The following is a 21,106-nucleotide window of genomic DNA, read 5'->3' as shown; positions in this document are numbered from 1 at the left end:
GCCATCACCATCGCCAGCCTGATCATGTGGCTCAACCAAGAACCACAAAACACGCCCTAGGCGGGTCCCGCCACCACTCGGGTACGGGATTCTTCTACCGGGCGGAGGAAGATGGCGAAGGCGGCCGGTTTGGGGCGGACCAGTTCCAGGCGGCCGCCGTCGGCCGCGGCCAGCCCGCGGGCCAGGGTCAGGCCGAGGCCGGTGCCCTTGCCGCCGGTCACGTTGCGTTCGAAGATCCTGGTGGCGAGGTCCTGCGGGACGCCGGGGCCCTCGTCGCCCACCTCGATCACCACGGACCCGCCGCGCTCGGCGGTGGTGATCGTGACCGTGCCGTCCCCGTGGGTCAGGGCGTTCTCCAGGAGGGTCGCGATCACCTGGGCCAGGCCGCCCGGGGTGGCCAGGGCGTGCAGGCCCTTCTGGCCCTGCACCTGGATGCGGCGCTTGGCGTGCTTGAAGGTCGGCGTCCACTCCTTGACCTGTTGCTCGATCACGTGGTCGATGTCCGTGGGCTCCGCATGGGAGTGGCGCTGGCGGCGCGCGGCCGACAGGAGCTCGTCGATCACGGCCGTCAGGCGTTCGGCCTGGACGATGGCCGCGGCGCCCTCCTCGCGCACGACGTCCGGCTCGTCCGCGGACGCCACGATCTCCTCCAGCCGGATCGTGAGGCCCGTGAGCGGGGTCCGGAGCTGGTGGGAGGCGTCCGTGGCGAACTCGCGCTCGGCGGCCAGGAGGTCGCTGATGCGCACGGCGCTGCGGTCGAGGACCTCCGCCACTCGGTCGAGCTCGCGGATGCCGTACCGGTGCTTGGACGGGCGGGCGTCGCCGGAGCCCAGCCGGTCGGCGATGTCCGCGAGGTCCTGCAGGGGCAGGGTGAGGCGGCGGGACTGGACGATGGCCAAGCCGACCGCGACCGCGATCGCCATCGAGCCCACCACGCCGATGATGACCAGGGCGTCGGTGGACTGCTCGGTGACCTCCCGGGCGTCCATCATGATCAGGACGCGGGTGCCGCTCTCGGAGCGGACCTGGGAGCGCATGGCGCTGTCGGCGGGGGGAGGGGTGCCGATCGTGATCCGCTGATTGCCCGGCACCAGGTCGATCTCGATGTACCGGCCTGGGTTGTTGCGGGCGATCTGGTCACGGTCGATCGGACGGTCCAGCGGGTCGCTGTTCTCCACCTCGTTGAGCAGCCGCACGGCCTCCCTCTCCAGCGAGTCGCGCGTCTCGTCGGTCACCAGCCGGCTCATGACCACCGCGAGGGGGATCCCGAGCAGGAGGACGGCGACGACGGCGACGGACAGCGTGGAGAACAGCAGCCTGCTACGCATCTCCCGTCACTCGCGCTCGAAGCGGAACCCGACTCCCCGGACCGTGGTGATGTACCGCGGCTTGGTCGCGTCGTCGCCGAGCTTGCGGCGCAGCCAGGAGATGTGCATGTCGAGCGTCTTGGTCGAGCCCCACCAGTTGGTGTCCCAGACCTCCCGCATGATCTGCTCGCGGGTCACGACCTTGCCGGCGTCGCGGACGAGCACGCGCAGCAGGTCGAACTCCTTGGTCGTCAGGTGCAGCTCCTTGTCGCCCATCCAGGCGCGCCGCGAGTCCGCGTCGATGCGGACGCCCTGGACGACGGGCGTCTCCGAGGTGCCGCGCCGCAGCAGGGCGCGGACGCGGGCGAGCAGTTCGGCCAGCCGGAACGGCTTGGTGACGTAGTCGTCGGCGCCGGCGTCCAGGCCGACCACGGTGTCGACCTCGTCGACGCGCGCGGTCAGCACGAGCACGGGCGTGCCGTGCCCTTCCGAACGGATACGACGGCATACCTCCAGGCCGTCCATCTCCGGCAAACCCAAATCAAGCACTATAAGGTCGACGCCGCCCGACAAAGCCCTTTCCAGGGCTTGCGGGCCATCGGGAGACACCTCGACCTGATAACCCTCGCGGCGCAGGGCTCGCGCGAGCGGTTCCGAGATCGAGGTGTCGTCCTCGGCGAGAAGTACGCAGGTCATGACCCGATCGTAAGACCTTAGGCGTTCGTTTCCCCGCAACAGCGAGCGGTTTGACGTGCCATTGGTAAATCTATTGTCGAGCGCAAAGGCCGAATTATGGAACAGCCTTACCTATACCGGCGTGACCCCGTGGCGGCGGCGGGAGAATGACCGGTCTTTTGTGCTCGCGTCCGCGAATCTCCGGATCAGTTCCGTACGGAGCTCCTCCGGCTCGACGATCGTGTCCACGACGAGCTCGCCGGCCAGCCGCACGACGTCGATGTCGGCCTCGTACTCCTCACGGAGCCGTTCGACGTACGCCTGCCGCTCGGCCTCGTCCTCGATCGCGGCGATCTTGTTGAAGTAGACGGCGTTGATCGCGGCCTCCGCGCCCATGACCGCGATCTTCGCGGTGGGCAGCGCGATCGTGGCGTCCGGGTCGAAGCCGGGACCGGCCATGGCGTACAGGCCGGCGCCGTACGCCTTGCGGACGATCACCGAGATCTTGGGCACGGTGGCCTCGGAGACCGCGCTGATCATCTTGGCGCCGTGGCGGATGATGCCCTCCTTCTCGACCGCCGTGCCGACCATGAAGCCGGGCACGTCGGCGAGGAAGAGGAGCGGCACGTTGAACGCGTCGCAGAGCTGGATGAACCGGGCGGCCTTGTCGGCGGAGTCCACGAAGAGCACGCCGCCCTTGAACATCGGGTTGTTGGCCACGACGCCGACCGGGTGCCCGTCCAGGCGGCCGAAGCCGACCGTCAGCTCCTTGGCCCACAGCGCGTGGATCTCGAAGAACGAGTCCTCGTCCAGCAGGCCCCTGGCGTACTTGCGCATGTCGAACGCGACGCGCTCGCTCACCGGGACCATCGCGCGCAGGTCGGTGGGCTTGGGGTCGCGCGGCTCGGCGCGCGGCGGGGCCTGCTCCCAGTTGGCCGGGAGGTAGGAGAGGAAGGACCGGACGGCGTTCAGCGCCTCGGGCTCGTCCTTGGCCAGGTGGTGGCCGACCCCGGAGACCGCGCAGTGCATGCGGGCACCGCCCATGTCCTCCAGCGTCGTCTTCTCGCGGACGACCATCTCGACCATGCGGGGGCTGCCGAGGTACATGGAGGCGTTGCCGTCCACCATGCTCACGAAGTCGCAGAACGCCGGGATGTACGCCCCGCCCGCCGCCGACGGGCCGAACAGCGCGCAGACCTGCGGGATCGACCCGGAGGCGCGCACCTGCGTGTGGAAGATCTTGCCCGCGCCGCGCCGCCCCGGGAACATCTCCACCTGGTCGGTGATCCGCGCCCCGGCGGAGTCCACCAGGTAGATCATGGGGATGCGCGTGTCGTAGGCGCGCTCGATGATCCGGATGATCTTCTCGACCGTGCGGGCGCCCCACGACCCGGCCTTGACCGTGGAGTCGTTGGCCATGATCGCCACCGGCCGGCCGTCGATCCGGGCCACGCCGGTGATCACGCCGTCGGCGGGCAGGTCCCCGGCCATCACGTTCGCGTAGAGGCCGTCCTCGACGAAGGAGTCCTCGTCCACGAGCAGCCTGATCCGCTCCCGCGCGAAGAGTTTGCCCTTCGCCGCGTTCGCTTCGTGGTACTTGGGCGCGCCGCCCTGTTGGACCCGCGCGCGCAGATCGGCCAGGTGCGGGTGGCCCGGCTCGTCCTCAGTGACACCGCTCTGCGGAGTAACGTCGCTCACACCAGCCGAGCCTAGTCAGCGCTCCCCCACGCCCCGCAAGACCACACGCGCGATCATCGGGTACGGCTCCCGCGGCCCTCGCCGTCGCGACCTCGCGATCCCGGCGCCAGGCGGGCGCGCGTCGCCTGCGCGTACGGCGGGCACGCCTGACCGCGGACCGCGGACCGCGGGCACGCACGGCCGCGGGCACGCACGGCCGCGGGCACGCACGGCCGCGGACACGCACGGCCGCGGGCGGCCCGGACGGCGGCACGCGCGGCCCGGACGGCGGCACGCGCGGCGCCGGTGGTGGCGTTGGCGCGGGATCGCGGCAGGGCCCCGGCGGGCCTCCGGTCAGGCGGTCTCGGTGCCTTCGCCCGGGGCGTCGGTGAGGCGGAGCAGGTAGTTCTGCTCGCCCAGGCTCTCGATCAGGGAGAGCTCGGTCTCCAGGTAGTCGATGTGCTCTTCCTCGTCCGCGAGGATGTCCTCGAAGATGCGGGCCGAGGTGACGTCGCCCTTGGCGCGCATGAGCTCGATGCCGGGGCGGAGCCGCTGCACGGCCTCCATCTCGACCTCCAGGTCGGCGCGCAGTTGCTCGGGGACGCTCTGCCCGATGCGCAGGGTGCCGAGGCGCTGGTAGTTCGGCAGGCCGTCGAGGAACAGGATCCGGTCCGTCAGTCGCTCCGCGTGCCGCATCTCGTCGATGGACTCCTCGCGCGTGTGGCGGGCGAGGCGGGTGTATCCCCAGTTCTGCTGCATCTTGGCGTGCAGGAAGTACTGGTTGATCGCGGTCAGCTCAGCGGTGAGCTGCTCGTTGAGCAGCGCGATGATCTCTTTGTCGCCCCTCATGACCAGGGCTCCCTAGTGTGTCGAAACGAGTGAGTCAGCCTTCTTGAGGATCTCACATATGCGCATGACACAGGAGCCGCACCCCGTCCCGGCGCCGCATGCGTCGCCGATGTCGTCGGGGGTCTCCGCACCGTCCGCGATGCAGTCGGCCACCTCGTTCTCGGTCACGGCGTGACAGATGCACACATACATGGGCTGACTTCGACTCTCTCGACGCGGCGGTTGGTTAGGCACACCTTCCTTAGGTATGCCTAACCTACCTGACGCCAAACCGATTTGACCAGACCACCCCAAACCGGACAGGCCGAAACCGGGCTAGTGACCGCGTCTGATCCAGTCGTCCAGGTGCGGGGCCTCCGCTCCGATGGTGGTGTCGTCGCCGTGGCCGGTGTGCACCACGGTCTCCGGCGGGAGCGTCAGCAGGCGGTCGCGGATCGAGGCCACGATGGTCGGGAAGTCCGAGAACGACCTCCCGGTCGCCCCCGGCCCGCCGTTGAAGAGCGTGTCGCCGGTGAAGACCGCGCCCAGGTCCGGGGCGTACAGGCTGACCGCGCCGGGCGCGTGGCCCGGCGTGTGGATCACCCGCAGCTCCACGCCGCCGGCCGTCAGCACGTCCCCGTCCGAGAGGGCCGCGTCCGGGCGCCGGCCGCCGTACTCCATCTCCCACAGCGGCGTGTCGGCCGGGTGCAGCCAGATCGGCGCGCCCGTCGCGCGGGACAGCTCGGCCGCCGCGTTGATGTGGTCGTTGTGGGCGTGGGTGCACACGATCGCGGTGACGCGGCGCTCGGCCACCGCCTCCAGGATCACCGGGGCGGAGTGCGCGGCGTCGATCACCAGCACCTCGGCCCCGTCGCCCACCAGCCAGACGTTGTTGTCGACGTCCCAGGTCCCGCCGTCCAGCGTGAACCGCCCCGACGTCACCACCCGCGTGATCGCGTCACTCATTCCGCCCCCGCCTTCCATCCGATCGCCATACCCGTTTTCCCGACGTACGCCCCGATCGTCCCGTACGTCCTGACCGCGCGGCGCGTTCCCGGACCGCGCGTCCCGGCCGCTCCGGTCGTCCCGCCCGCATCGCGCGTCCCGGCGGGACCGCCCGCGCCCGCCGTACGCCTGGTGGAGGGCGCGGGCGTCCCCGTACGGGTCACAGGACGACCACGGAGCGGAGGACGTCGCCGCGTTCCATGGCGTGGAAGGCGGCTTCCACGTCGTCCAGCGAGATGGTCTCCGAGACGAATCCCTCCAGGTCGAGGCGCCCCTGGAGGTAGAGGTCGATGAGCATCGGGAAGTCGCGGGAGGGCAGGCAGTCGCCGTACCAGGAGGACTTGAGCGACCCGCCGCGGCCGAAGACGTCGAGCAGCGGCAGTTCGAGCTTCATCTCCGGGGTGGGCACGCCGACGAGGACCACGGTCCCGGCCAGGTCGCGGGCGTAGAAGGCCTGCCTGTACGTCTCCGGGCGGCCGACCGCGTCGATGACCACGTCCGCGCCGAACCCGCCGGTCAGCTCGCGGACGGCCTCGACGGCGTCGGTCTCGGCGGAGTTGACGACGTGGGTGGCGCCGAAGCGGCGGGCCAGGTCCAGCTTGCGCGGGTCGATGTCCACGGCGATGATCCGCGCCGCCCCGGCGAGCGACGCGCCGAGCACGGCCGCGTTGCCGACGCCGCCGCAGCCGATCACCGCGACCGAGTCGCCCCTGGTCACGCCGCCGGTGTTGATCGCCGCGCCGAGCCCGGCCATCACGCCGCACCCGAGCAGCCCGGCGACGGCGGGCGACGCCTCGGCGGGGACCTTCGTGCACTGCCCGGCCGCGACCAGCGTCTTCTCCGCGAAGGCGCCGATCCCGAGCGCGGGCGACAGCGCGGTCCCGTCGGCCAGGGTCATCTTCTGGGTGGCGTTGTGGGTGTTGAAGCAGTACCAGGGCCGCCCGCGCAGGCAGGCGCGGCAGTTCCCGCAGACCGCGCGCCAGTTGAGGATCACGAAGTCCCCCGGCTCGACCCCGGTCACGTCCGGCCCGACGGCCTCGACGGTCCCCGCCGCCTCGTGGCCGAGCAGGAACGGGAACTCGTCGTTGATCCCGCCCTCGCGATAGTGCAGGTCGGTGTGGCAGACGCCGCACGCCCGCACCTTCACCAGCGCCTCCCCCGGCCCCGGATCGGGCACGTGGATCGTCTCGACGCCGACTGCCTTGCCGCGCTCCCGCGCCACGACACCCCGGACCTCATGCCCCATGACCCGCTCCCTCCGCCCGTGTACGGCTTACGCGCGCCGATCGTAGGCCGTGCGCGCCGTACCCGGAAGGAGCCTTCCATCCACCGGGTATGTCCCGGAACGGGATCAACTGCATCGCGAACGGGACAATGACCGCTCTACACGGCGATCCTCCGTAAAGCTCGCGATACGGTCTCGCATCATTATGTTGATCTCCCTCGTCAAGCGCTCGTTCGCCGTCGCCGCCGGCGTCGTGGCGCTCTCGGCCCCGCTCGTCGTCGCCACCCCCGCGACCGCGTCGGCCACCTCGACCTCCACCTCGGCCTCCACCTCGACGTCCACCTCGGCCTCCTCCGCGGTCGCGGTCGCCGCCAAGCCCCGCACGAACAAGCTGCACTCGATGGGCAAGCTGCCCGACCTCGGCTGCCGCGCCGCTCGGGTCGAGGACATGGACTCGGCGGTGCGACACCTCAAGTCGATCGGCGACTGCCTGAATCGTGCCTGGGGCAAGCTGTTCAAGGCCTCCGGGAAGAAGTTCATGGCCGCGGCCGTCAAGCCCGCGACCAGCCGTACCAAGACGCCGTGCGGGACCTTGGACCAGAAGCAGTGGGTGCTGTACTGCGTAGGCGGAGGGAAGGCCTCTATCCACCTGTTCGTGGACGAGGAGGACTTGGAATACGAAAGCGGCCTAGTCGTCGGCTTCGATCTGGCGGCGACGTACGGGTACCACGTCCAAGAGATCACGGAGATCTGGCGGACCTATCCCGAGCCGAAGGGCAAGAAGGCCGCGGCCGAGTGGTCGCGCCGCTACGAGTTGCAGGCACAGTGTCTGGGCGGGGTGTTCTTCGGCAGCGCCCGCAAGACCCTGCCCGTCAGCGAGTCCGCCTGGCGGCAGCTTCGCGAGGAGATGGGCTACAGCGGCGACGATTACTGGGGCGGCGACACCTACGGCAAGAGCAAGTCGATCCGCTACTGGATGGACAAGGGCTTCCGCTCCGGCTCCCCCAAGGCCTGCAACACCTGGAAGGCCCCGTCCGCCCAGGTCGCGCGCGGCTGAGGCCGTTCTTCGTCCCCCGCTCCCCGGACGGTCACCGCGCCGGCGGGAATCCGGAAGGGGAGCATTCCACTCAACGGATGGGTTCCGAATAGGAACCGGCTATATCGCGAACAGGGGAAAGCCAGGGAAATGGGGTGATCTTTGTCAGAGGTTCCGGCTACAGTCCGCACACTATGTCGATCTTCTCAGTCAAGCGATCCCTGGGCGCGTTCGCCGCCGCCCTGGCGATCTCCGCCCCCATCGCCGCCCTGGCCCCCGCCGCGTCGGCCGCAACCGCCGGCGCCGAGTCCGCCACGGCCGCCGCCAAGCCCCGCGCCAACCGGCTGCACTCCATGGGCACGCTGCCCGACCTGGGCTGCAAGCCGGGCAAGGGCACGGACGTGGAGTCCGCCAAGCGACACTTCAAGGCCCTCGGCTCGTGCGTCGACCGCGCCTGGGCCAAGGTGTTCAAGGCCGCGGGCATGCGCTACCGCCCCGCCAAGCTGCACATCGTGACCAAGCCGGTCAAGACCGAGTGCGGCTCCTGGGAGAAGGGCCTGGTCTTCCGCTACTGCGCGGGCGCGGACACCATCCACGTGCTCGTCCGCGAGGACACCCTGGACTCGAACCCGCTCTTCGACTCCTTCACGCTCGCGGCCACGTACGCGTACCACGTGCAGGAACTCGCCAAGATCGAGAAGACCTACCCGGAGCCGAAGGCCAAGAAGGCCGCGGCCGAGTGGTCCCGCCGCTACGAGCTGCAGGGCCAGTGCCTGGCCGGCGCGTTCTTCGGCAGCGCCCGCAAGGGCCTGGGCGTGAGCGACTCCGCCTGGCGGCGCCTGCGCACCGAGATGGGCAGCACCGGCGACGACCACCACGGCGGCGACACCTACGGCAAGAGCAAGAGCATCAAGCTCTGGATGAACAGGGGCTTCCACGCCAAGTCCCCCAAGGCCTGCGACACCTGGTCGGCGCCCTCCGTCCAGGTCGCCAGCCACTGACCCACACCCCCACAGCCCCGGTCTCACACCGTCCCCGGACACGCCGAGCCCGGGGCTCTCCACCGTTCTCGTAAGGGCGTCACCCGGTCACGTTCGCCGTCCCGCTGAGACGACCGCTCGCAGCCCTCGCCGCCGTGGCCGCCTTCACGGCGCTCACCTCCCGCACCACCCCGCGCGAGGCCCTGCCCGGAGCCGAGGCCCGACCATGCCACATGGAAGGCCCCCGGGTCACACGTCTCCCGGCCCCGCTCGGAGCCTGCGGCCTCGCGGCGTACGGCACAGCATCAGGCTCGCCGGGGAGGCGGGATCGCGGGCGCGGGCGCGGGCGTGGGCGCGGACGGCGTGGGCGCGGGCGCGGGCCGCTCGGGCCCCGCACCGCCCTCCCGGCGCCTCGGGGGTCCACCGCCCGGGCCGGGACGGGAGGGGTCCCGCCCCGGACGTCTCCGGCCGCCGTTGGGTGGGCGGCGGGCGGAGGGGTGGTCAGGCGGGGGTGAGGCGGGTGCGGGGGCCGGCTCTCAGGACCTGGCTGGGGAGCTTGTGGCCGACCATCCGCTCGGCTCTCGCGGCCACCTCGATCAGGGCGTCGAGGTCCACGCCGGTCGCGATGCCCATGTCCTCCAGCATGTGGACGAGTTCCTCGCTGGCGATGTTGCCGCTGGCGCCGGGGGCGTAGGGGCAGCCGCCGAGGCCGCCGACCGAGGCGTCGAAGTCGTCGACGCCCAGTTGGAGGGCGGCGTAGACGTTGGCCAGGCCGGTGCCCCGGGTGTTGTGGAAGTGGAGGTTGAGGGGCGTCTCGGGGTTGCGGGAGCGGAACTCGCCCACCAGGCGGGTCACGCGGGCGGGCGTGGCCATGCCCGTCGTGTCGCCGAAGGAGACGGCGTCGGCTCCGTCGGCCACGGCCCGGGAGGCCACGGACACCACGCGCTCGGTGGGGATGTCGCCCTCGTAGGGGCAGCCCCAGGCCGTGGAGACGATGGCCTGGACCGTCGCGCCGCGCTCGTGGGCCTCGGCGATCAGGCGGGCTATGTCGTCCAGCGACTCCTCGGTGGAGCGGTTGACGTTCTTGCGGTTGTGCGTGTCGCTGGCCGAGACCACCACCTCGATCTCGGTGAAGCCGGCGTCCAGCGCCCGCAGCGCTCCCCGCAGGTTGGGCACCAGGGCCGAATAGCGCACGTCGTCGGCCTTCTCGGCCCTCCGCCACACCTCGTCGGCGTCCGCCATCTGCGGGATCGCCTTGGGATGCACGAACGACACCGCCTCGATGCGCGACACCCCGGTCCGGGACAGCGCGTCGATCAGCTCCACCTTGTCGTCGGTCGGCACGGGCGCCTCGTTCTGCAACCCGTCCCGAGGCCCGACCTCCCGCAGCGAGATCCTGTCCGGCAGATCACCCACGACGATCACACCCTTCCGTCCGCCCGGCGACGCCCTCGTCCCCGGGCCCGTACGAACAATCCAACCTCGCCCCCGCTCCCGGCGCTCCGCCACCCCCGGCCGTGACGACCGCACCCGCAGACGACGGCCGCACCCCGGAGATGACGGCCGCCCTCAAGCCTGACGGCGCGCCCCGAGGTGACCGCCGCGCCCGGAGGTGACCGCCGCGCCCGGCCCGCCGTACGGCCGGCGCCCCGCCGCCCGCCGTACGGCTCCCGCCCGGCGCTCCCCCGGAGCGCGGGCGCCCGCTCGTCGCGCGGGATCACTCACCCGGCCACTTGGGGGGTCTCTTCTCGTTGAAGGCGGCGATGCCCTCCTTGCGGTCGGCGGAGAACGCGGCGGTGCGCCAGGCGGCGTCCTCGATGTCGAGGGCGGCCTGGAGGTCGGCCGGCCGGCCCCGGCGGAGGGCCTGCTTGGCGGCGCGCACCGCGACCGGGGAGTTGGCCGCGATCCGCTGGGCGATGGCGATCGCCTCCTCCCTCGCCTGGCCGTTGGGGACGCGGCGGTCGAGCAGGCCCATGCGCTCGGCCTCGAAGACGTCGATCCGGCGGGCGGTGAAGATGAGGTCGGCGGCGCGGGATGGGCCGAGGCGGTGGAGGGCGAGCTGTGTGCCGCCGCCGCCCGGGACCAGTCCCACGGAGACCTCGGGGAGGGCGAAGACGGCCGTCTCGTCCGCGACGATCATGTCGCAGGAGAGGGCGAACTCGCAGCCGCCGCCGAGGGCGTATCCGTGGACGGCGGCGATCGACGGCTGCGGGAGGCCCAGCACCCCGCCGAAGGCCGCGCGGAAGACCGGGCGTTGTCGCAGCAGGTCGGCGTCGCTCATGGAGTTGCGCTCCTTGAGGTCGGCCCCGACGCAGAACGCCTTGTCGCCGGCGGCGCTGAGCACCACCGCGCGCACCTCCGGATCGGCCCCGATCTCGGCGGTCACCGACGCGAGGCGCCGGGCCATCGCGGTCGAGAGGGCGTTCATCGCGTCGGGCCGATCCAGCACGATCTCGGCCACGCGGTCATGACGACGTACGGACACACCATCCATGTCCCGCAGGCTACTCCGGCCCGCCCCGCCACCTCCGCCACCACTCCGCCCCTGTGGACGACGACGAGCCTGCCCATCGTTTTGGTGGGAAATATCCGGATATCCGGCTGTGGACAACGGACGCGCACGTGAATGCCCGCAGGAAGGGCTGCGCGACCGCGGCCAAAGATGTCACGATTTGCGCCATGGGAATCCCTGAGCACCACCTGACCGACGGCGAGCGGGTCGTACACGCCTTCCACCCGCACTGGAAACGCCTGGTCCTGCCGGTCATCCTGCTCATCGGGACGGTGGCCGCCGCCGTGGCCGCCCTCTACTTCATCCCCTCCGGCGAGGTCTACTCCACGTACGCCAGGATCGCCGTCGCCGTCGTCGCCCTCGTGGGGCTCACGCTGTGGACGCTGATCCCGTTCCTGCGCTGGAAGACCACGTCGTACGTCCTGACCACGCACCGTTTCGCGATCGGCGCGGGCATCCTCAGCAAGTCCAACGACGACATCCCCCTGGCCAAGGTGAACACCGTGCAGTCCGACCAGACGCTCATGGAGCGCATCCTCGGCTGCGGGACGCTGGTCGTGGAGTCCGCGGGCGAGCGCGGGCAGCTCCAGCTCAGCGACATCCCCAAGGTCCAGCTCGTGCGGTCGGAGCTGTTCCGCCTGGTCGAGGACGCCTCCGACGGCCAGATCGACCGCCGCTGAGGGCCCGGCGGCGCATGAGACCGTGGTTGCGCGAGTGGCGTAGCCTCCTTCCCGGGGGGAGAAGCATGGACGGTCAGGAAACCGGCCCGGCACAGCGGCCGACCAGCGAGGACATCGAGCGGCTGCTGCTCGGCGCCGAGCCCCGCTACACCCCCGACGAGGTCGCCGAACGCGCCGGGGTGAGCAAGGAGTTCGCCACCCGGGTCTGGCGCGCGCTGGGCTTCGCCAGCCTGCCCGACGAGGCCGTGGCGTTCACCGACGACGACGCGGACATGCTGCGGCGCGTGGCGCGGCGGATCGAGCGCGGGCTGATCGACGAGCAGACCGCCGTGCGGATGGCGCGGGCCATGGGCCAGACGATGTCGCGGCTGGCGCAGTGGCAGGCCGACATCATGATCGGGGCCGAGCTGGACCCCAACCACCCGCCCACCGACGAGGACATCAGCCGCATCATCGACCTGGCCTCCAAGCTGCTGCCCGACGTCGAGGCCATGCTCGTCCACGTGTGGCGGGTGCAGCTCGCCGCCGCCGGCACCCGCAGCCTCGCCGTCGCCAGCATCAACGAGGAGGTCCCGCACACCCGGGTCAACATGGCCGTGGGCTTCGCCGACCTCGTCTCCTTCACCCAGATGTCCCGCGAGCTCGACGAACTCGCCCTGGCCGACCTCATCGAGTGGTTCGAGGCCACCGCCGCCGACATCGTCGCGCCGTACACCGCGCGCATCGTCAAGTCCCTCGGCGACGAGGTCCTGTACACCGCCGTCGATCCCCTGGAAGGCGCCGAGATCGCCCTGCGCCTCACCGAGGTCATCAAGGGCGAGGGCCCCGACGTGCGCATCGGCGTCGCCTACGGCCCCGTCCTGCCCATGATGGGCGACGTCTTCGGCTCGACGGTCAACCTCGCCGCCCGCCTCACCGCCATCGCCCGCCCCGGCACCGTCCTCGTGGACACCGGCCTGGCCAAGGCCCTCGAAGGCGCCCCCGACTACGACCTCCACCGGATCCGCCGCCGCCCCGCCCGGGGCTTCGGCATAGTCCAGCCCTACAACCTCCGCCGCCCCGCCCCCTGAGACCGTGCCCGCCTCACGTCACGGGGCGGAATCCGGCGCGGGCCGGGGCTGGGGCGAGGAGCGTGGAGTCAGGAGGCGGCGGGGCGGACGTGGACGACGTCGCCGGCGCTGAGGGGGTGGGTCTCGCGGCCGTCGTGGACCAGGAGGCGGCCCCATTCGTCCACGCCGGTGGCGACGCCGGTGAGCATGCGTTCGCCGGGGAGTTCCACGCGGACCTCCTGGCCCACGGTGGCGCTGGCCGCCAGGTAGGCCGCGCGCAGGCCGCTGCCGTCGGGGTCGCCTTCGGCGGCCTGCCACTCGGCGTAGTGCTCGGCGAACTCGCGGAGGATCGCGCGGAGCAGGGGGTCGCGGTCCACGCAGGCGGCCTCGGCCACGGCCAGGGACGTCGCCCGCTCGGTGGGGAGCTCGTCGGCGCGGAGGGAGACGTTGAGGCCCATGCCCACCACCACGGCGTCGTCGTAGCGCTCGGCCAGCACGCCGGCGAGCTTGCGTTCGCCGATCATGAGGTCGTTGGGCCACTTCAGGCGCACGTCCACCTCGGCGAGGCGCCGTACGGCCGACGCGGACGCCACCCCCATGAGGAGGGGCAGCCAGCCGAAGCGGGACGGGGAGACGCGGGGGCGCAGGACGAAGGAGAACGTCAGGCCGGAGCGGGGCGGCGCGGTCCAGGCCCGGCCGAGGCGGCCGCGCCCGGAGAGCTGGGACTCCGCGACCAGGACCGTGCCCTCCAGCGCCCCTGTGCGTACGGCGGCGGCCAGGTCGGAGTTGGTGGAACCGGTCCGGTCCACCACCGAGACGCGGGTCCACAGGGCCCCGGGGCGGACGAGGGCGCGGGCGAGCGCCGCCTCCTGGAGCGGGGGCCGGTTGAGGTCGGAGTACGGCGAGTCGGGCATCGTCCCATCCTCTCGCATGCGGACGACCCGGACACGCCACCTTCCAGGAGCCCCGGCGCAGGGGCCAGGATGGAGGGGTGAAGCACCCGAAGAAGCTGATCGACCCGGCGAACTGGGCGAGCCTGAAACCGTTCGGCATCGGCGAGCGGAAGCCCAACAACTACCTTGAGCTGTGGAAGGCGTTCAAGGAGAGCAAGGGGCGGCGGCGATACGCCTGGAAGATCCTGAACCGGGGCACCTGTGACGGTTGCGCGCTCGGCACCAAGGGCATGCGCGACTGGACCATGGACGAGATCCACCTGTGCAACATCCGGCTGCGCCTGCTCAAGCTGAACACGATGCCCGCGCTGGACCCGGCGCTCCTCGCGGACGTGTCGGCGCTGGAGCGCAGGAAGAGCGCGGAACTGCGGGACCTCGGCCGCCTGCCGTACCCCATGCTGCGCAGGAAGGGCGAGAAGGGCTTCACGCAGATCGGCTGGGAGGAGGCCCTGGACCTCGCGGCCGGGCGGCTGCGGGACCCGGACCGGCTCGGGGTGTACCTGACCAGCAGGGGCACTCCGAACGAGAACTACTACGCCGCGCAGAAGGCCGTGCGCGCGATGGGCACGAACTCCGTGGACAACGCGGCGCGGATCTGCCACTCCCCCTCGACGGTCGCGCTCAAGGAGACGATCGGGGCCGCCGCGACGACGTGTTCGTACACCGACTGGATCGGCGCGGACTACGTCGTCTTCATCGGCTCGAACCCGGCCAACAACCAGCCGGTCTCGATGAAGTACCTCTACCACGCCAAGAGGGCGGGGACGAGAATCGCGCTGGTCAACGCATACCGCGAGCCCGGCATGGACAAGTACTGGGTGCCGTCCAACGTCGAGAGCGCGGTCTTCGGGACGAAGATCACCGATCACTTCTACGGCGTGAACGTGGGCGGGGACATCGGGTTCCTCAACGGCGTGCTCAAGCACATGATCGAGAACGGCTGGGTGGACGAGGACTTCGTCGCGGCGCACACGTCCGGGTTCGAGGACGTGCGCACGGCCCTGGCCGCGCAGAGCTGGGAGGACCTGGAGAAGGTCGCCGGCGCGAGCCGGGAGCTGATGCTGGACCTGGCGCGGCGGCTCGGCACCGCGCGTTCGGCCGTGCTCGTCTGGTCGATGGGGATCACCCAGCACACGCACGGCGAGGACAACGTGCGCGCGATCGTCAACCTGGCGCTGGCGCGCGGCTTCGTCGGCCGCGACAACTGCGGGCTCATGCCGATCCGCGGGCACAGCGGCGTGCAGGGCGGCGCCGAGATGGGCGCGTACGCCACGGGACTGCCGGGCGGCCTGCCGATCACGGAGGAGAACGCGCGCCGTTTCTCCGAGATGTGGGGGTTCGAGGTGCCGACGGGCCCCGGGCTCACCGCGACCGAGATGATCGACGCGGCGCACGCGGGGAGGCTGGACGCCCTGGTCAGCTCGGGCGGGAACTTCCTGGAGGTGCTCCCTGACCCGGAATACTGCCGCGAGGCGCTGTCGCGGCTGAAGCTGCGCGTCCACATCGACATCTGCCTGTCCAGCCAGATGCTCGTGCCCGCCGACGGCGACGTGCTGCTGCTGCCCGCGCAGACCAGGTACGAGATGGCGGGCGGCGTCACCGAGACCTCCACGGAACGCCGCGTGATCTTCTCCCCGGAGATCCCCGGCCCGCGCCCGGGCGCGGCCTGGCCGGAGTGGAAGATCTTCTCCGCGCTCGCCTCGCGCGTGAACCCCAAGTTCACGCCGTTCTCGGGCACGGCCGAGATCCGCGAGGAGATCGCGCGCGCCGTGCCGTTCTACGACGGCATCCAGCGGCTGCGGAAGTTCGGTGACAACGTGCAGTACGGCGGCCGCCACCTCTGCCCGGACGGCCGGTTCATGACCGCCGACGGGCTCGGCCGCTTCTCCGCCGTGGACCTGCCCGACCTCACCCGCCCCGACGGCACCTTCCTGGTCACGACGCGGCGCGGGAAGCAGTTCAACAGCATGGTCCACGAGCGCCGCGACGGCTTCAACGGCGCGGTGCGCGAGGCCGTCCTGATGAGCCCCGTCGACGCCGGCCGCCTGGGCCTGGCCGACGGCGATCCGGTGGTCCTGACCAGCCCGTCGGGCACGCTGGAGTGCCGGGTGCTGCGCGCCCCCGTGACCCCCGGCAGCCTCCAGGTCCACTGGCCCGAGGGCGAGGTCCTGCTCGACCGCTCCCGGCGCTCCCCGAACGCCAAGATCCCGGACTACAACGCGGCGGTGACGGTCACCCGTGCCTGATCACGTCGACGACCCCGCACGTCTCCCGCCCGCCGGGACGGCCGGCCCGGCCGCGGACGCCGTACCGCTGGAACGCCACGACGCGGTACGGCTCGCGCCGGCGCGGGCGGAGCGGCGCGGGGCCGTGGAGCGGGTGCGGGTGCGGGCGGTCGCGGACACGGCCGAGCGGGACCGGCGCGACGCGGTCGCGGTCGAGGAGCCGATGGAGATCCGCGTGGCCTGCGGCGGCGAACGCCGCACGCTCGCGATCACCATGCGGACGCCCGGGGCGGACTTCGAGCTGGCGGCGGGCTTCCTGGCCGGCGAGGGCGTGATCGCGGGGCCGGAGCGGATCCAGGGGATCTCGTACTGCGACGACCCCGACGTCCCCGCCTCGGCGCGGTTCAACACCGTGACCGTACGGCTGCGCGGGGAGCGACTGCCGGAGATGCCCGGACTCGACCGGCATTTCCTGACGTCGAGCGCATGCGGCGTGTGCGGCACGGCCAGCCTGGACGCGCTGCGCGAACGCCCCTTCCCACCCGGCGCGCTGCCCCCGGAGCACCCGGCGGTGCGCCCCGAGGCGCTGTACGAGCTGCCCGGGCGGCTGCGGGAGGCCCAGGGGATCTTCGGGAAGACGGGGGGCCTGCACGCGGCCGGGCTGTTCACCGCCGACGGCGAGCCGGTGGCCGTGCGCGAGGACGTCGGCCGGCACAACGCCGTGGACAAGCTGGTCGGCTGGGCGCTGCTGGACGGGCGGCTGCCGCTGCGCGACCACGTCCTCATGGTCAGCGGCCGGACCAGCTACGAGATCACGCAGAAGGCCCTGGCCGCGGGCGTCGGCGTGGTGTGCGCGGTGTCGGCGCCCTCGTCGCTGGCGGTGGACCTGGCCAGGGAGTTCGGCATGACGCTGATCGGGTTCCTGCGGGATCGCCGCTTCAACATCTACGCGGATTCGGGCAGGGTGAGGACGACGACCCCCTAGCGTCACGGCCGAACCGCCGGGAGCGCCCATGACCGACGGACCCCCCGACCGCGCCCGCAACCCCTACCTGGCCGAACCCGGCGAGTCGCCGTACCGGCCGGGTCCCTACGAGGACGGGGTGGGACAGGGGCCGCGGACGGCGCGCCGCCGGTGGCCGGGGCCGGTCGCGGCCGGGCTGGGGCTCGTGGTGGCGGCCGGCGTCCTGTACGGCGTGGCGCGCGCGACCGGGCCGGAGCCGCCGCAGGGGACGACCGGTGCGACGAGCCCGGCGAAGGAGCCCGTGTTCACCCGCCTGCCGGCCCCGTGCGGCCTGGTGAGCGCGGAGACCGCCGGGGACCTGGTGCCGGGGGCCGAGCCGGAGTCCGTCCCGGCGAAGACGACCATGCCCGGCCACGCCTACGCGTCCTGCCGCTGGCGGAGCCCCTACCGGCACGACAGCGCCGTCCAGCGCGAGCGCGACATCGCGGTGCGCGTGGAGCTGTTCTCCGGCGTCTCCCGGGCCGGCGCCGACGACGCGAGCCGGCTCTTCCGCTCCGAGCGCGACCGTTGCCGCCGCAACCAGCACACCACCGACCGGGCCGGCTTCGCCTACCGCGCCTGCGAGGACCTGCCCGCGATCGCGCCCCAGGCGTTCACCGCCTACTACACGATGACCACGGCCACCTCCAGGCTGGGTCTCACGGAGACCGCGTTCCGCGCCGGCAACGTCCTGGTCTTCATCGAGTACAAGGGCACCGACCTCCCCGCCGACGTCCCCATCCCCGAACCCCACGCCCGCCGGGCCGCCGAACGCCTGGCCCAGGAGACCTCCCGCAACCTCCGCCCCTGACCCTTCCAACCCCACCCTTCCCACCGCGGCCTCCCCCACCGCGGCCTCCCTCGCCACGGCATTCCCCACCACGGCATTCCCCACCACGGCCTCCCTCGCCGTGGCATCCACACCGTGGCACCACCTCGCATGGCACCACCTCGCGTGGCACCACCTCGCGTGGCACCACCTCGCGTGGCACCACCTCGCGTGGTGCCACCTCGCGTGGTGCCACCTCGCCGTGATCATGCAGTTTTGCGCACACGGTGTGATCAAAACTGCATGATCACGGCGAAGGGAGGCTCGCGGGAGGGCTGGCCCTGAAGGAACGGCCCGGCAGGAGGTGGCCCGGGAGAAGGTGGCCCGGGAGAAGGTGGCCCGGGAGAAGGTGGCCCGGGAGGAGGTGGCCCGGGAGGAGGTGGGGCGGGAGGAGGTGGCCCGGGAGAGAGTGGCCCGGGAGAAGGTGGCCCGGGAGGAGGTGGGGCGGGAGGAGGTGGCCCGGGGGGTTGCCCCCCGGGCCCGAGGGCGTGGGTCAGCCGGTGTTCTGGAGGCCGGCGGCGACGCCGTTGACGGTCAGGAGGAGGAGGGTCTCCAGGCGGTCCCGCGCGTCGTCGTCGAGGGGGGCGCCGGAGCGGAGGGCGCGCAGGGCGCGGAGCTGCAGGTGGGATAGGGCGTCCACGTAGGGGTCGCGGAGCTGGACGGCGCGCGACAGCACGCGGCGGTTCTCCAGCAGGCGGGAGTGGCCCGTCACCGAGAGCACGAGCTCGCGGGTGCGGTCGTACTCCTCCAGGACCTGCGCGGCGAAGTCCTCCCTGCCGCCCAGCGCGAGGTACCGCTCGGCGATGGACCGGTCGGTCTTGGCCAGCGACATCTCGGCGTTGTCCAGGAGCGAGGCGAACAGCGGCCACTCGCGGTACGCCTCGCGCAGCTCGTCCGGCGAGGCGGCGGCCAGGCCGCTGCCCAGGCCGTACCAGCCGGGCAGGTTGACCCGGGTCTGCGTCCAGGAGAACACCCACGGGATCGCCCGCAGGTCGTCCAGCGAACGCGGCGCGCCCAGGCCGCGGCGGGCCGGGCGGGAGCCGAGGCGCAGCGAGCCGATCTCCTCCAGCGGGCTGACCAGGCCGAACCACTCGGGGAAGCCGGGAGCCTCCACGAGCGCCCGGTAGGCCCGCTCCGAGGCCCGCGCCACCTGCTCGGCGACGGTGCGGAAGCGCGCGGCCGCGGTCGCCGTGCGCGCCTCCACCGACGGCGTGGACGCCAGCAGCACGGCCGAGGCCACCTGCTCGATGTGGCGGCGGGCGATGGCCAGGTGGCCGTACCGGGCGAAGATCACCTCACCCTGCTCGGTGACCTTGAACCGGCCCGCGACCGAGCCGGGGGCCTGCGCGAGGACCGCGCGGTTGGCCGGGCCCCCGCCGCGTCCCAGCGCGCCGCCGCGCCCGTGGAAGAGCGTCAGCCGCACGTCGTGCTCGGCGGCCCACGCCGCGAGGGCGGCCTGCGCGTCGTAGAGGCGGAGCGTCGCGGCGGCCGGGCCGAGCTCCTTGGCCGAGTCGGAGTAGCCGAGCATCACCTCGAGCCGCCGGCCGTTGGCGTCCAGCCGGGCCCTGACCTCCGGCAGCTCCAGCATCCCGTCGAGTACGGCGGGCGCGTGGTCCAGGTCCTCCCCCGACTCGAACAGCGGCACCACGTCGAGCACCGGCGTGCGCGGCCCGAGCGTGGCGGCCAGCTCGTACACCGCGGCGACGTCGTCCGAGCCGCGGGTGAAGGAGACGACGTAGCGCGAGCACGCCGCGACGCCGAACCGCTCCTGGATCCAGGAGATCACCCGCAGGGTCGCGAGCACCTCCTCGGTGCGCTCCGACAGCTCCCCGCCCGCGCGCACCTCCGCGAGCGCGGCGGCGTGCACGGCCGAGTGCTGCCGCACCTCCAGCTCCGCCAGGTGGAACCCGAACGTCTCCACCTGCCAGATGAGGTGCTGCAGCTCGCCGTACGCCTGCCGGGGGGCGCCCGCGGCGGCCAGCGAGTCCTGGGCGAGGCGCAGGTCCAGCAGCAGGTCGTTCGGGGACAGGTAGGCCAGGTCCAGGTCGCGCCGGCGGGTCGCCTCGATGCGCGCGGCGACGTACAGCAGCCACTGGCGGTGCGGCTCGGACGGCGAACGGGTCGCGATCTCGCTCGCCAGCGCCGGGTGCTCGTTCTCGGCCTCGCTCAGCGCGGCGCGCAGCTCGGCGCTGGCGGGCGTGGTGAGCGGGGAGGCCACGGTGAGCGTGCGCCCGATGCGGGTCGTGGCGGCCTCCAGCGCGGCGAGCACGTGCTCGGACTGGATCTGGATCGCCTCGCGGGTGACCTTCGCGGTGACGTACGGGTTGCCGTCGCGGTCGCCGCCGATCCAGCTTCCGTACCGGATGAAGGCCCTGGACCGGGGCGGGCGGGCCCCGGTGCCGGGCGCGAGGGCGGCGTCCAGGGACCGGTAGATCGCCGGCACCGCGCGGAAGATCGTCTCGTCGAACGCGGCCATGGCCGTACGGACCTCGTCGAGCGGGTCCAGCTTGGTCGCGCGGAGCTGGGCGGTGCGCCAGAGGATGTCGATCTCCTCCAGCAGCCGCCGCCGGGCCTCCTCGCGCGCCGACGCGCCCCGGGTCGGGTCGGCGTGCTCCCAGAGGCGAGCGCTGATCCGCTGGATCGCGGTGACCACGGCGCGGCGGCGGGCCTCGGTCGGGTGCGCGGTCAGCACGGGGTGAAGCTCCAGGCCCTCGATGATCTCCGAGTCGCCGTCCACCTGGCGTACGGCGTCCGCCAGCGACTCGCGCAGGGGGGCCTCGCCGGTGTCGCGCTGGTTGAGGATGCGGATGCGGTAGTGCTCCTCGGCCAGGTTGACCAGGTGGAAGTAGCAGGTGAAGGCGCGCGCGATCTGCACGGCGCGGGCGAGCGGCCAGGAGGAGACCAGCTCGGTGATCTCGTCACCGGTCACCTCTCCGCGCCGGGCCGCGATCACGGCGTGGCGCAGCCGTTCCACGTCGTCGAGCAGGTCGGGCCCGCCCTGTTCGGCGATCACCTGCCCGAGCAGCTCCCCGAGCAGGCGGACGTCCGCCCGCAGCTCGTCGGGCATCTCGAGACGGGCGCTCTGACGGTCGCCCGTGCGGTTCCCGGTGCGACGTTCGGCC

The 21,106-nt window shown here is 72.3% G+C and carries 18 protein-coding genes; 7 read left to right on the top strand and 11 right to left on the bottom strand.

Annotation, left to right across the window (positions count from 1 at the left end; translation table 11 throughout):
- Positions 1-56: 56 nt before the first annotated feature.
- From D5H75_RS12545 to D5H75_RS12515, 7 genes are all read right to left on the bottom strand, one after another.
- Positions 57-1,328, bottom strand: a complete 1,272-nt coding sequence (locus D5H75_RS12545) for a sensor histidine kinase (protein WP_119926537.1) — start codon at positions 1,326-1,328, stop codon at positions 57-59.
- Positions 1,329-1,334: 6 nt separating this feature from the next.
- Positions 1,335-2,003 carry a response regulator transcription factor gene (locus tag D5H75_RS12540; protein WP_119926536.1) on the bottom strand — a complete coding sequence of 223 codons (669 nt, stop codon included), beginning with the start codon at positions 2,001-2,003 and terminating at the stop codon, positions 1,335-1,337.
- 111 nt (positions 2,004-2,114) lie between these two features.
- Complete coding sequence (locus D5H75_RS12535) at positions 2,115-3,680, bottom strand: acyl-CoA carboxylase subunit beta (protein ID WP_202638071.1); 1,566 nt, start codon at positions 3,678-3,680, stop codon at positions 2,115-2,117.
- Between the two features lie 333 nt (positions 3,681-4,013).
- A complete protein-coding gene (bfr, locus tag D5H75_RS12530; RefSeq protein ID WP_119926535.1) occupies positions 4,014-4,508 on the bottom strand; it encodes a bacterioferritin in 495 nt (164 codons plus the stop codon).
- A 12-nt stretch (positions 4,509-4,520) separates the two neighbouring features.
- Complete coding sequence (locus D5H75_RS12525; RefSeq protein ID WP_119926534.1) at positions 4,521-4,700, bottom strand: (2Fe-2S)-binding protein; 180 nt, start codon at positions 4,698-4,700, stop codon at positions 4,521-4,523.
- A 123-nt stretch (positions 4,701-4,823) separates the two neighbouring features.
- On the bottom strand, positions 4,824-5,453 hold the full coding sequence (locus D5H75_RS12520; RefSeq protein ID WP_119926533.1) for an MBL fold metallo-hydrolase: 630 nt from the start codon (positions 5,451-5,453) through the stop codon (positions 4,824-4,826).
- Positions 5,454-5,652: 199 nt separating this feature from the next.
- On the bottom strand, positions 5,653-6,738 hold the full coding sequence (locus tag D5H75_RS12515) for an S-(hydroxymethyl)mycothiol dehydrogenase (RefSeq protein WP_119926532.1): 1,086 nt from the start codon (positions 6,736-6,738) through the stop codon (positions 5,653-5,655).
- 184 nt (positions 6,739-6,922) lie between these two features.
- Here D5H75_RS12515 and D5H75_RS12510 point away from each other — a divergent pair, with 184 nt between their 5' ends.
- Both D5H75_RS12510 and D5H75_RS12505 read left to right on the top strand, forming a co-directional pair.
- A complete protein-coding gene (locus tag D5H75_RS12510) occupies positions 6,923-7,774 on the top strand; it encodes a neutral zinc metallopeptidase (RefSeq protein ID WP_119926531.1) in 852 nt (283 codons plus the stop codon).
- Positions 7,775-7,947: 173 nt separating this feature from the next.
- Positions 7,948-8,754 carry a neutral zinc metallopeptidase gene (locus tag D5H75_RS12505; RefSeq protein ID WP_119926530.1) on the top strand — a complete coding sequence of 269 codons (807 nt, stop codon included), beginning with the start codon at positions 7,948-7,950 and terminating at the stop codon, positions 8,752-8,754.
- Positions 8,755-9,234: 480 nt separating this feature from the next.
- Here the strand turns inward: D5H75_RS12505 and D5H75_RS12500 are convergent, their stop codons facing one another.
- On the bottom strand, positions 9,235-10,149 hold the full coding sequence (locus tag D5H75_RS12500) for a hydroxymethylglutaryl-CoA lyase (RefSeq protein WP_119926621.1): 915 nt from the start codon (positions 10,147-10,149) through the stop codon (positions 9,235-9,237).
- A 301-nt stretch (positions 10,150-10,450) separates the two neighbouring features.
- A complete protein-coding gene (locus tag D5H75_RS12495) occupies positions 10,451-11,227 on the bottom strand; it encodes an enoyl-CoA hydratase/isomerase family protein (RefSeq protein WP_119926529.1) in 777 nt (258 codons plus the stop codon).
- Positions 11,228-11,412: 185 nt separating this feature from the next.
- Between D5H75_RS12495 and D5H75_RS12490 the strand changes: the two genes are divergently transcribed.
- Both D5H75_RS12490 and D5H75_RS12485 read left to right on the top strand, forming a co-directional pair.
- Entirely contained in the window at positions 11,413-11,925 is a 513-nt protein-coding gene (locus D5H75_RS12490) for a PH domain-containing protein (protein ID WP_119926528.1), read from the top strand.
- A gap of 65 nt (positions 11,926-11,990) precedes the next feature.
- Complete coding sequence (locus D5H75_RS12485; protein WP_119926527.1) at positions 11,991-12,995, top strand: adenylate/guanylate cyclase domain-containing protein; 1,005 nt, start codon at positions 11,991-11,993, stop codon at positions 12,993-12,995.
- A 68-nt stretch (positions 12,996-13,063) separates the two neighbouring features.
- Here D5H75_RS12485 and D5H75_RS12480 read toward each other — a convergent pair whose 3' ends face one another.
- Entirely contained in the window at positions 13,064-13,888 is an 825-nt protein-coding gene (locus tag D5H75_RS12480) for a biotin--[acetyl-CoA-carboxylase] ligase (RefSeq protein WP_119926526.1), read from the bottom strand.
- 77 nt (positions 13,889-13,965) lie between these two features.
- Here D5H75_RS12480 and D5H75_RS12475 point away from each other — a divergent pair, with 77 nt between their 5' ends.
- From D5H75_RS12475 to D5H75_RS12465, 3 genes are read left to right on the top strand one after another with little or no spacing between them, the layout of a single operon-like run.
- Entirely contained in the window at positions 13,966-16,173 is a 2,208-nt protein-coding gene (locus D5H75_RS12475; protein WP_119926525.1) for an FdhF/YdeP family oxidoreductase, read from the top strand.
- The gene (gene fdhD / locus D5H75_RS12470) at positions 16,166-17,137 is read left to right on the top strand and encodes a formate dehydrogenase accessory sulfurtransferase FdhD (RefSeq protein ID WP_242454175.1); all 972 of its coding nucleotides are present in this window, start codon (positions 16,166-16,168) and stop codon (positions 17,135-17,137) included. Before D5H75_RS12475 ends, fdhD begins: the two co-directional genes overlap by 8 nt.
- 28 nt (positions 17,138-17,165) lie before the next feature.
- The gene (locus D5H75_RS12465; protein ID WP_119926524.1) at positions 17,166-17,966 is read left to right on the top strand and encodes a hypothetical protein; all 801 of its coding nucleotides are present in this window, start codon (positions 17,166-17,168) and stop codon (positions 17,964-17,966) included.
- Positions 17,967-18,477: 511 nt separating this feature from the next.
- Here the strand turns inward: D5H75_RS12465 and D5H75_RS12455 are convergent.
- Positions 18,478-21,051 (bottom strand): phosphoenolpyruvate carboxylase, encoded by a 2,574-nt coding sequence (locus D5H75_RS12455; RefSeq protein ID WP_202638100.1) that lies wholly within the window; start codon positions 21,049-21,051, stop codon positions 18,478-18,480.
- Positions 21,052-21,106 lie beyond the last annotated feature (55 nt).

It is taken from the genome of Bailinhaonella thermotolerans (genome assembly GCF_003594875.1).
GTDB lineage: Bacteria > Actinomycetota > Actinomycetes > Streptosporangiales > Streptosporangiaceae > Bailinhaonella > Bailinhaonella thermotolerans.
Note: the sequence above shows the minus strand (reverse complement) of the source record. Positions and strands in the feature narration are given on the sequence as shown.

Coding starts and splice junctions, on each gene's coding strand:
- D5H75_RS12545 (WP_119926537.1), bottom strand. CDS start 1,328: ATGCGTAGCAGGCTGCTGTTCTCCACGCTGTCCGTCGCCGTCGTCGCC.
- D5H75_RS12540 (WP_119926536.1), bottom strand. CDS start 2,003: ATGACCTGCGTACTTCTCGCCGAGGACGACACCTCGATCTCGGAACCG.
- bfr (WP_119926535.1), bottom strand. CDS start 4,508: ATGAGGGGCGACAAAGAGATCATCGCGCTGCTCAACGAGCAGCTCACC.
- D5H75_RS12525 (WP_119926534.1), bottom strand. CDS start 4,700: ATGTATGTGTGCATCTGTCACGCCGTGACCGAGAACGAGGTGGCCGAC.
- D5H75_RS12520 (WP_119926533.1), bottom strand. CDS start 5,453: ATGAGTGACGCGATCACGCGGGTGGTGACGTCGGGGCGGTTCACGCTG.
- D5H75_RS12515 (WP_119926532.1), bottom strand. CDS start 6,738: ATGGGGCATGAGGTCCGGGGTGTCGTGGCGCGGGAGCGCGGCAAGGCA.
- D5H75_RS12510 (WP_119926531.1), top strand. CDS start 6,923: ATGTTGATCTCCCTCGTCAAGCGCTCGTTCGCCGTCGCCGCCGGCGTC.
- D5H75_RS12505 (WP_119926530.1), top strand. CDS start 7,948: ATGTCGATCTTCTCAGTCAAGCGATCCCTGGGCGCGTTCGCCGCCGCC.
- D5H75_RS12495 (WP_119926529.1), bottom strand. CDS start 11,227: ATGGATGGTGTGTCCGTACGTCGTCATGACCGCGTGGCCGAGATCGTG.
- D5H75_RS12490 (WP_119926528.1), top strand. CDS start 11,413: ATGGGAATCCCTGAGCACCACCTGACCGACGGCGAGCGGGTCGTACAC.
- D5H75_RS12485 (WP_119926527.1), top strand. CDS start 11,991: ATGGACGGTCAGGAAACCGGCCCGGCACAGCGGCCGACCAGCGAGGAC.
- D5H75_RS12480 (WP_119926526.1), bottom strand. CDS start 13,888: ATGCCCGACTCGCCGTACTCCGACCTCAACCGGCCCCCGCTCCAGGAG.
- D5H75_RS12465 (WP_119926524.1), top strand. CDS start 17,166: ATGACCGACGGACCCCCCGACCGCGCCCGCAACCCCTACCTGGCCGAA.
- D5H75_RS12455 (WP_202638100.1), bottom strand. CDS start 21,051: ATGCCCGACGAGCTGCGGGCGGACGTCCGCCTGCTCGGGGAGCTGCTC.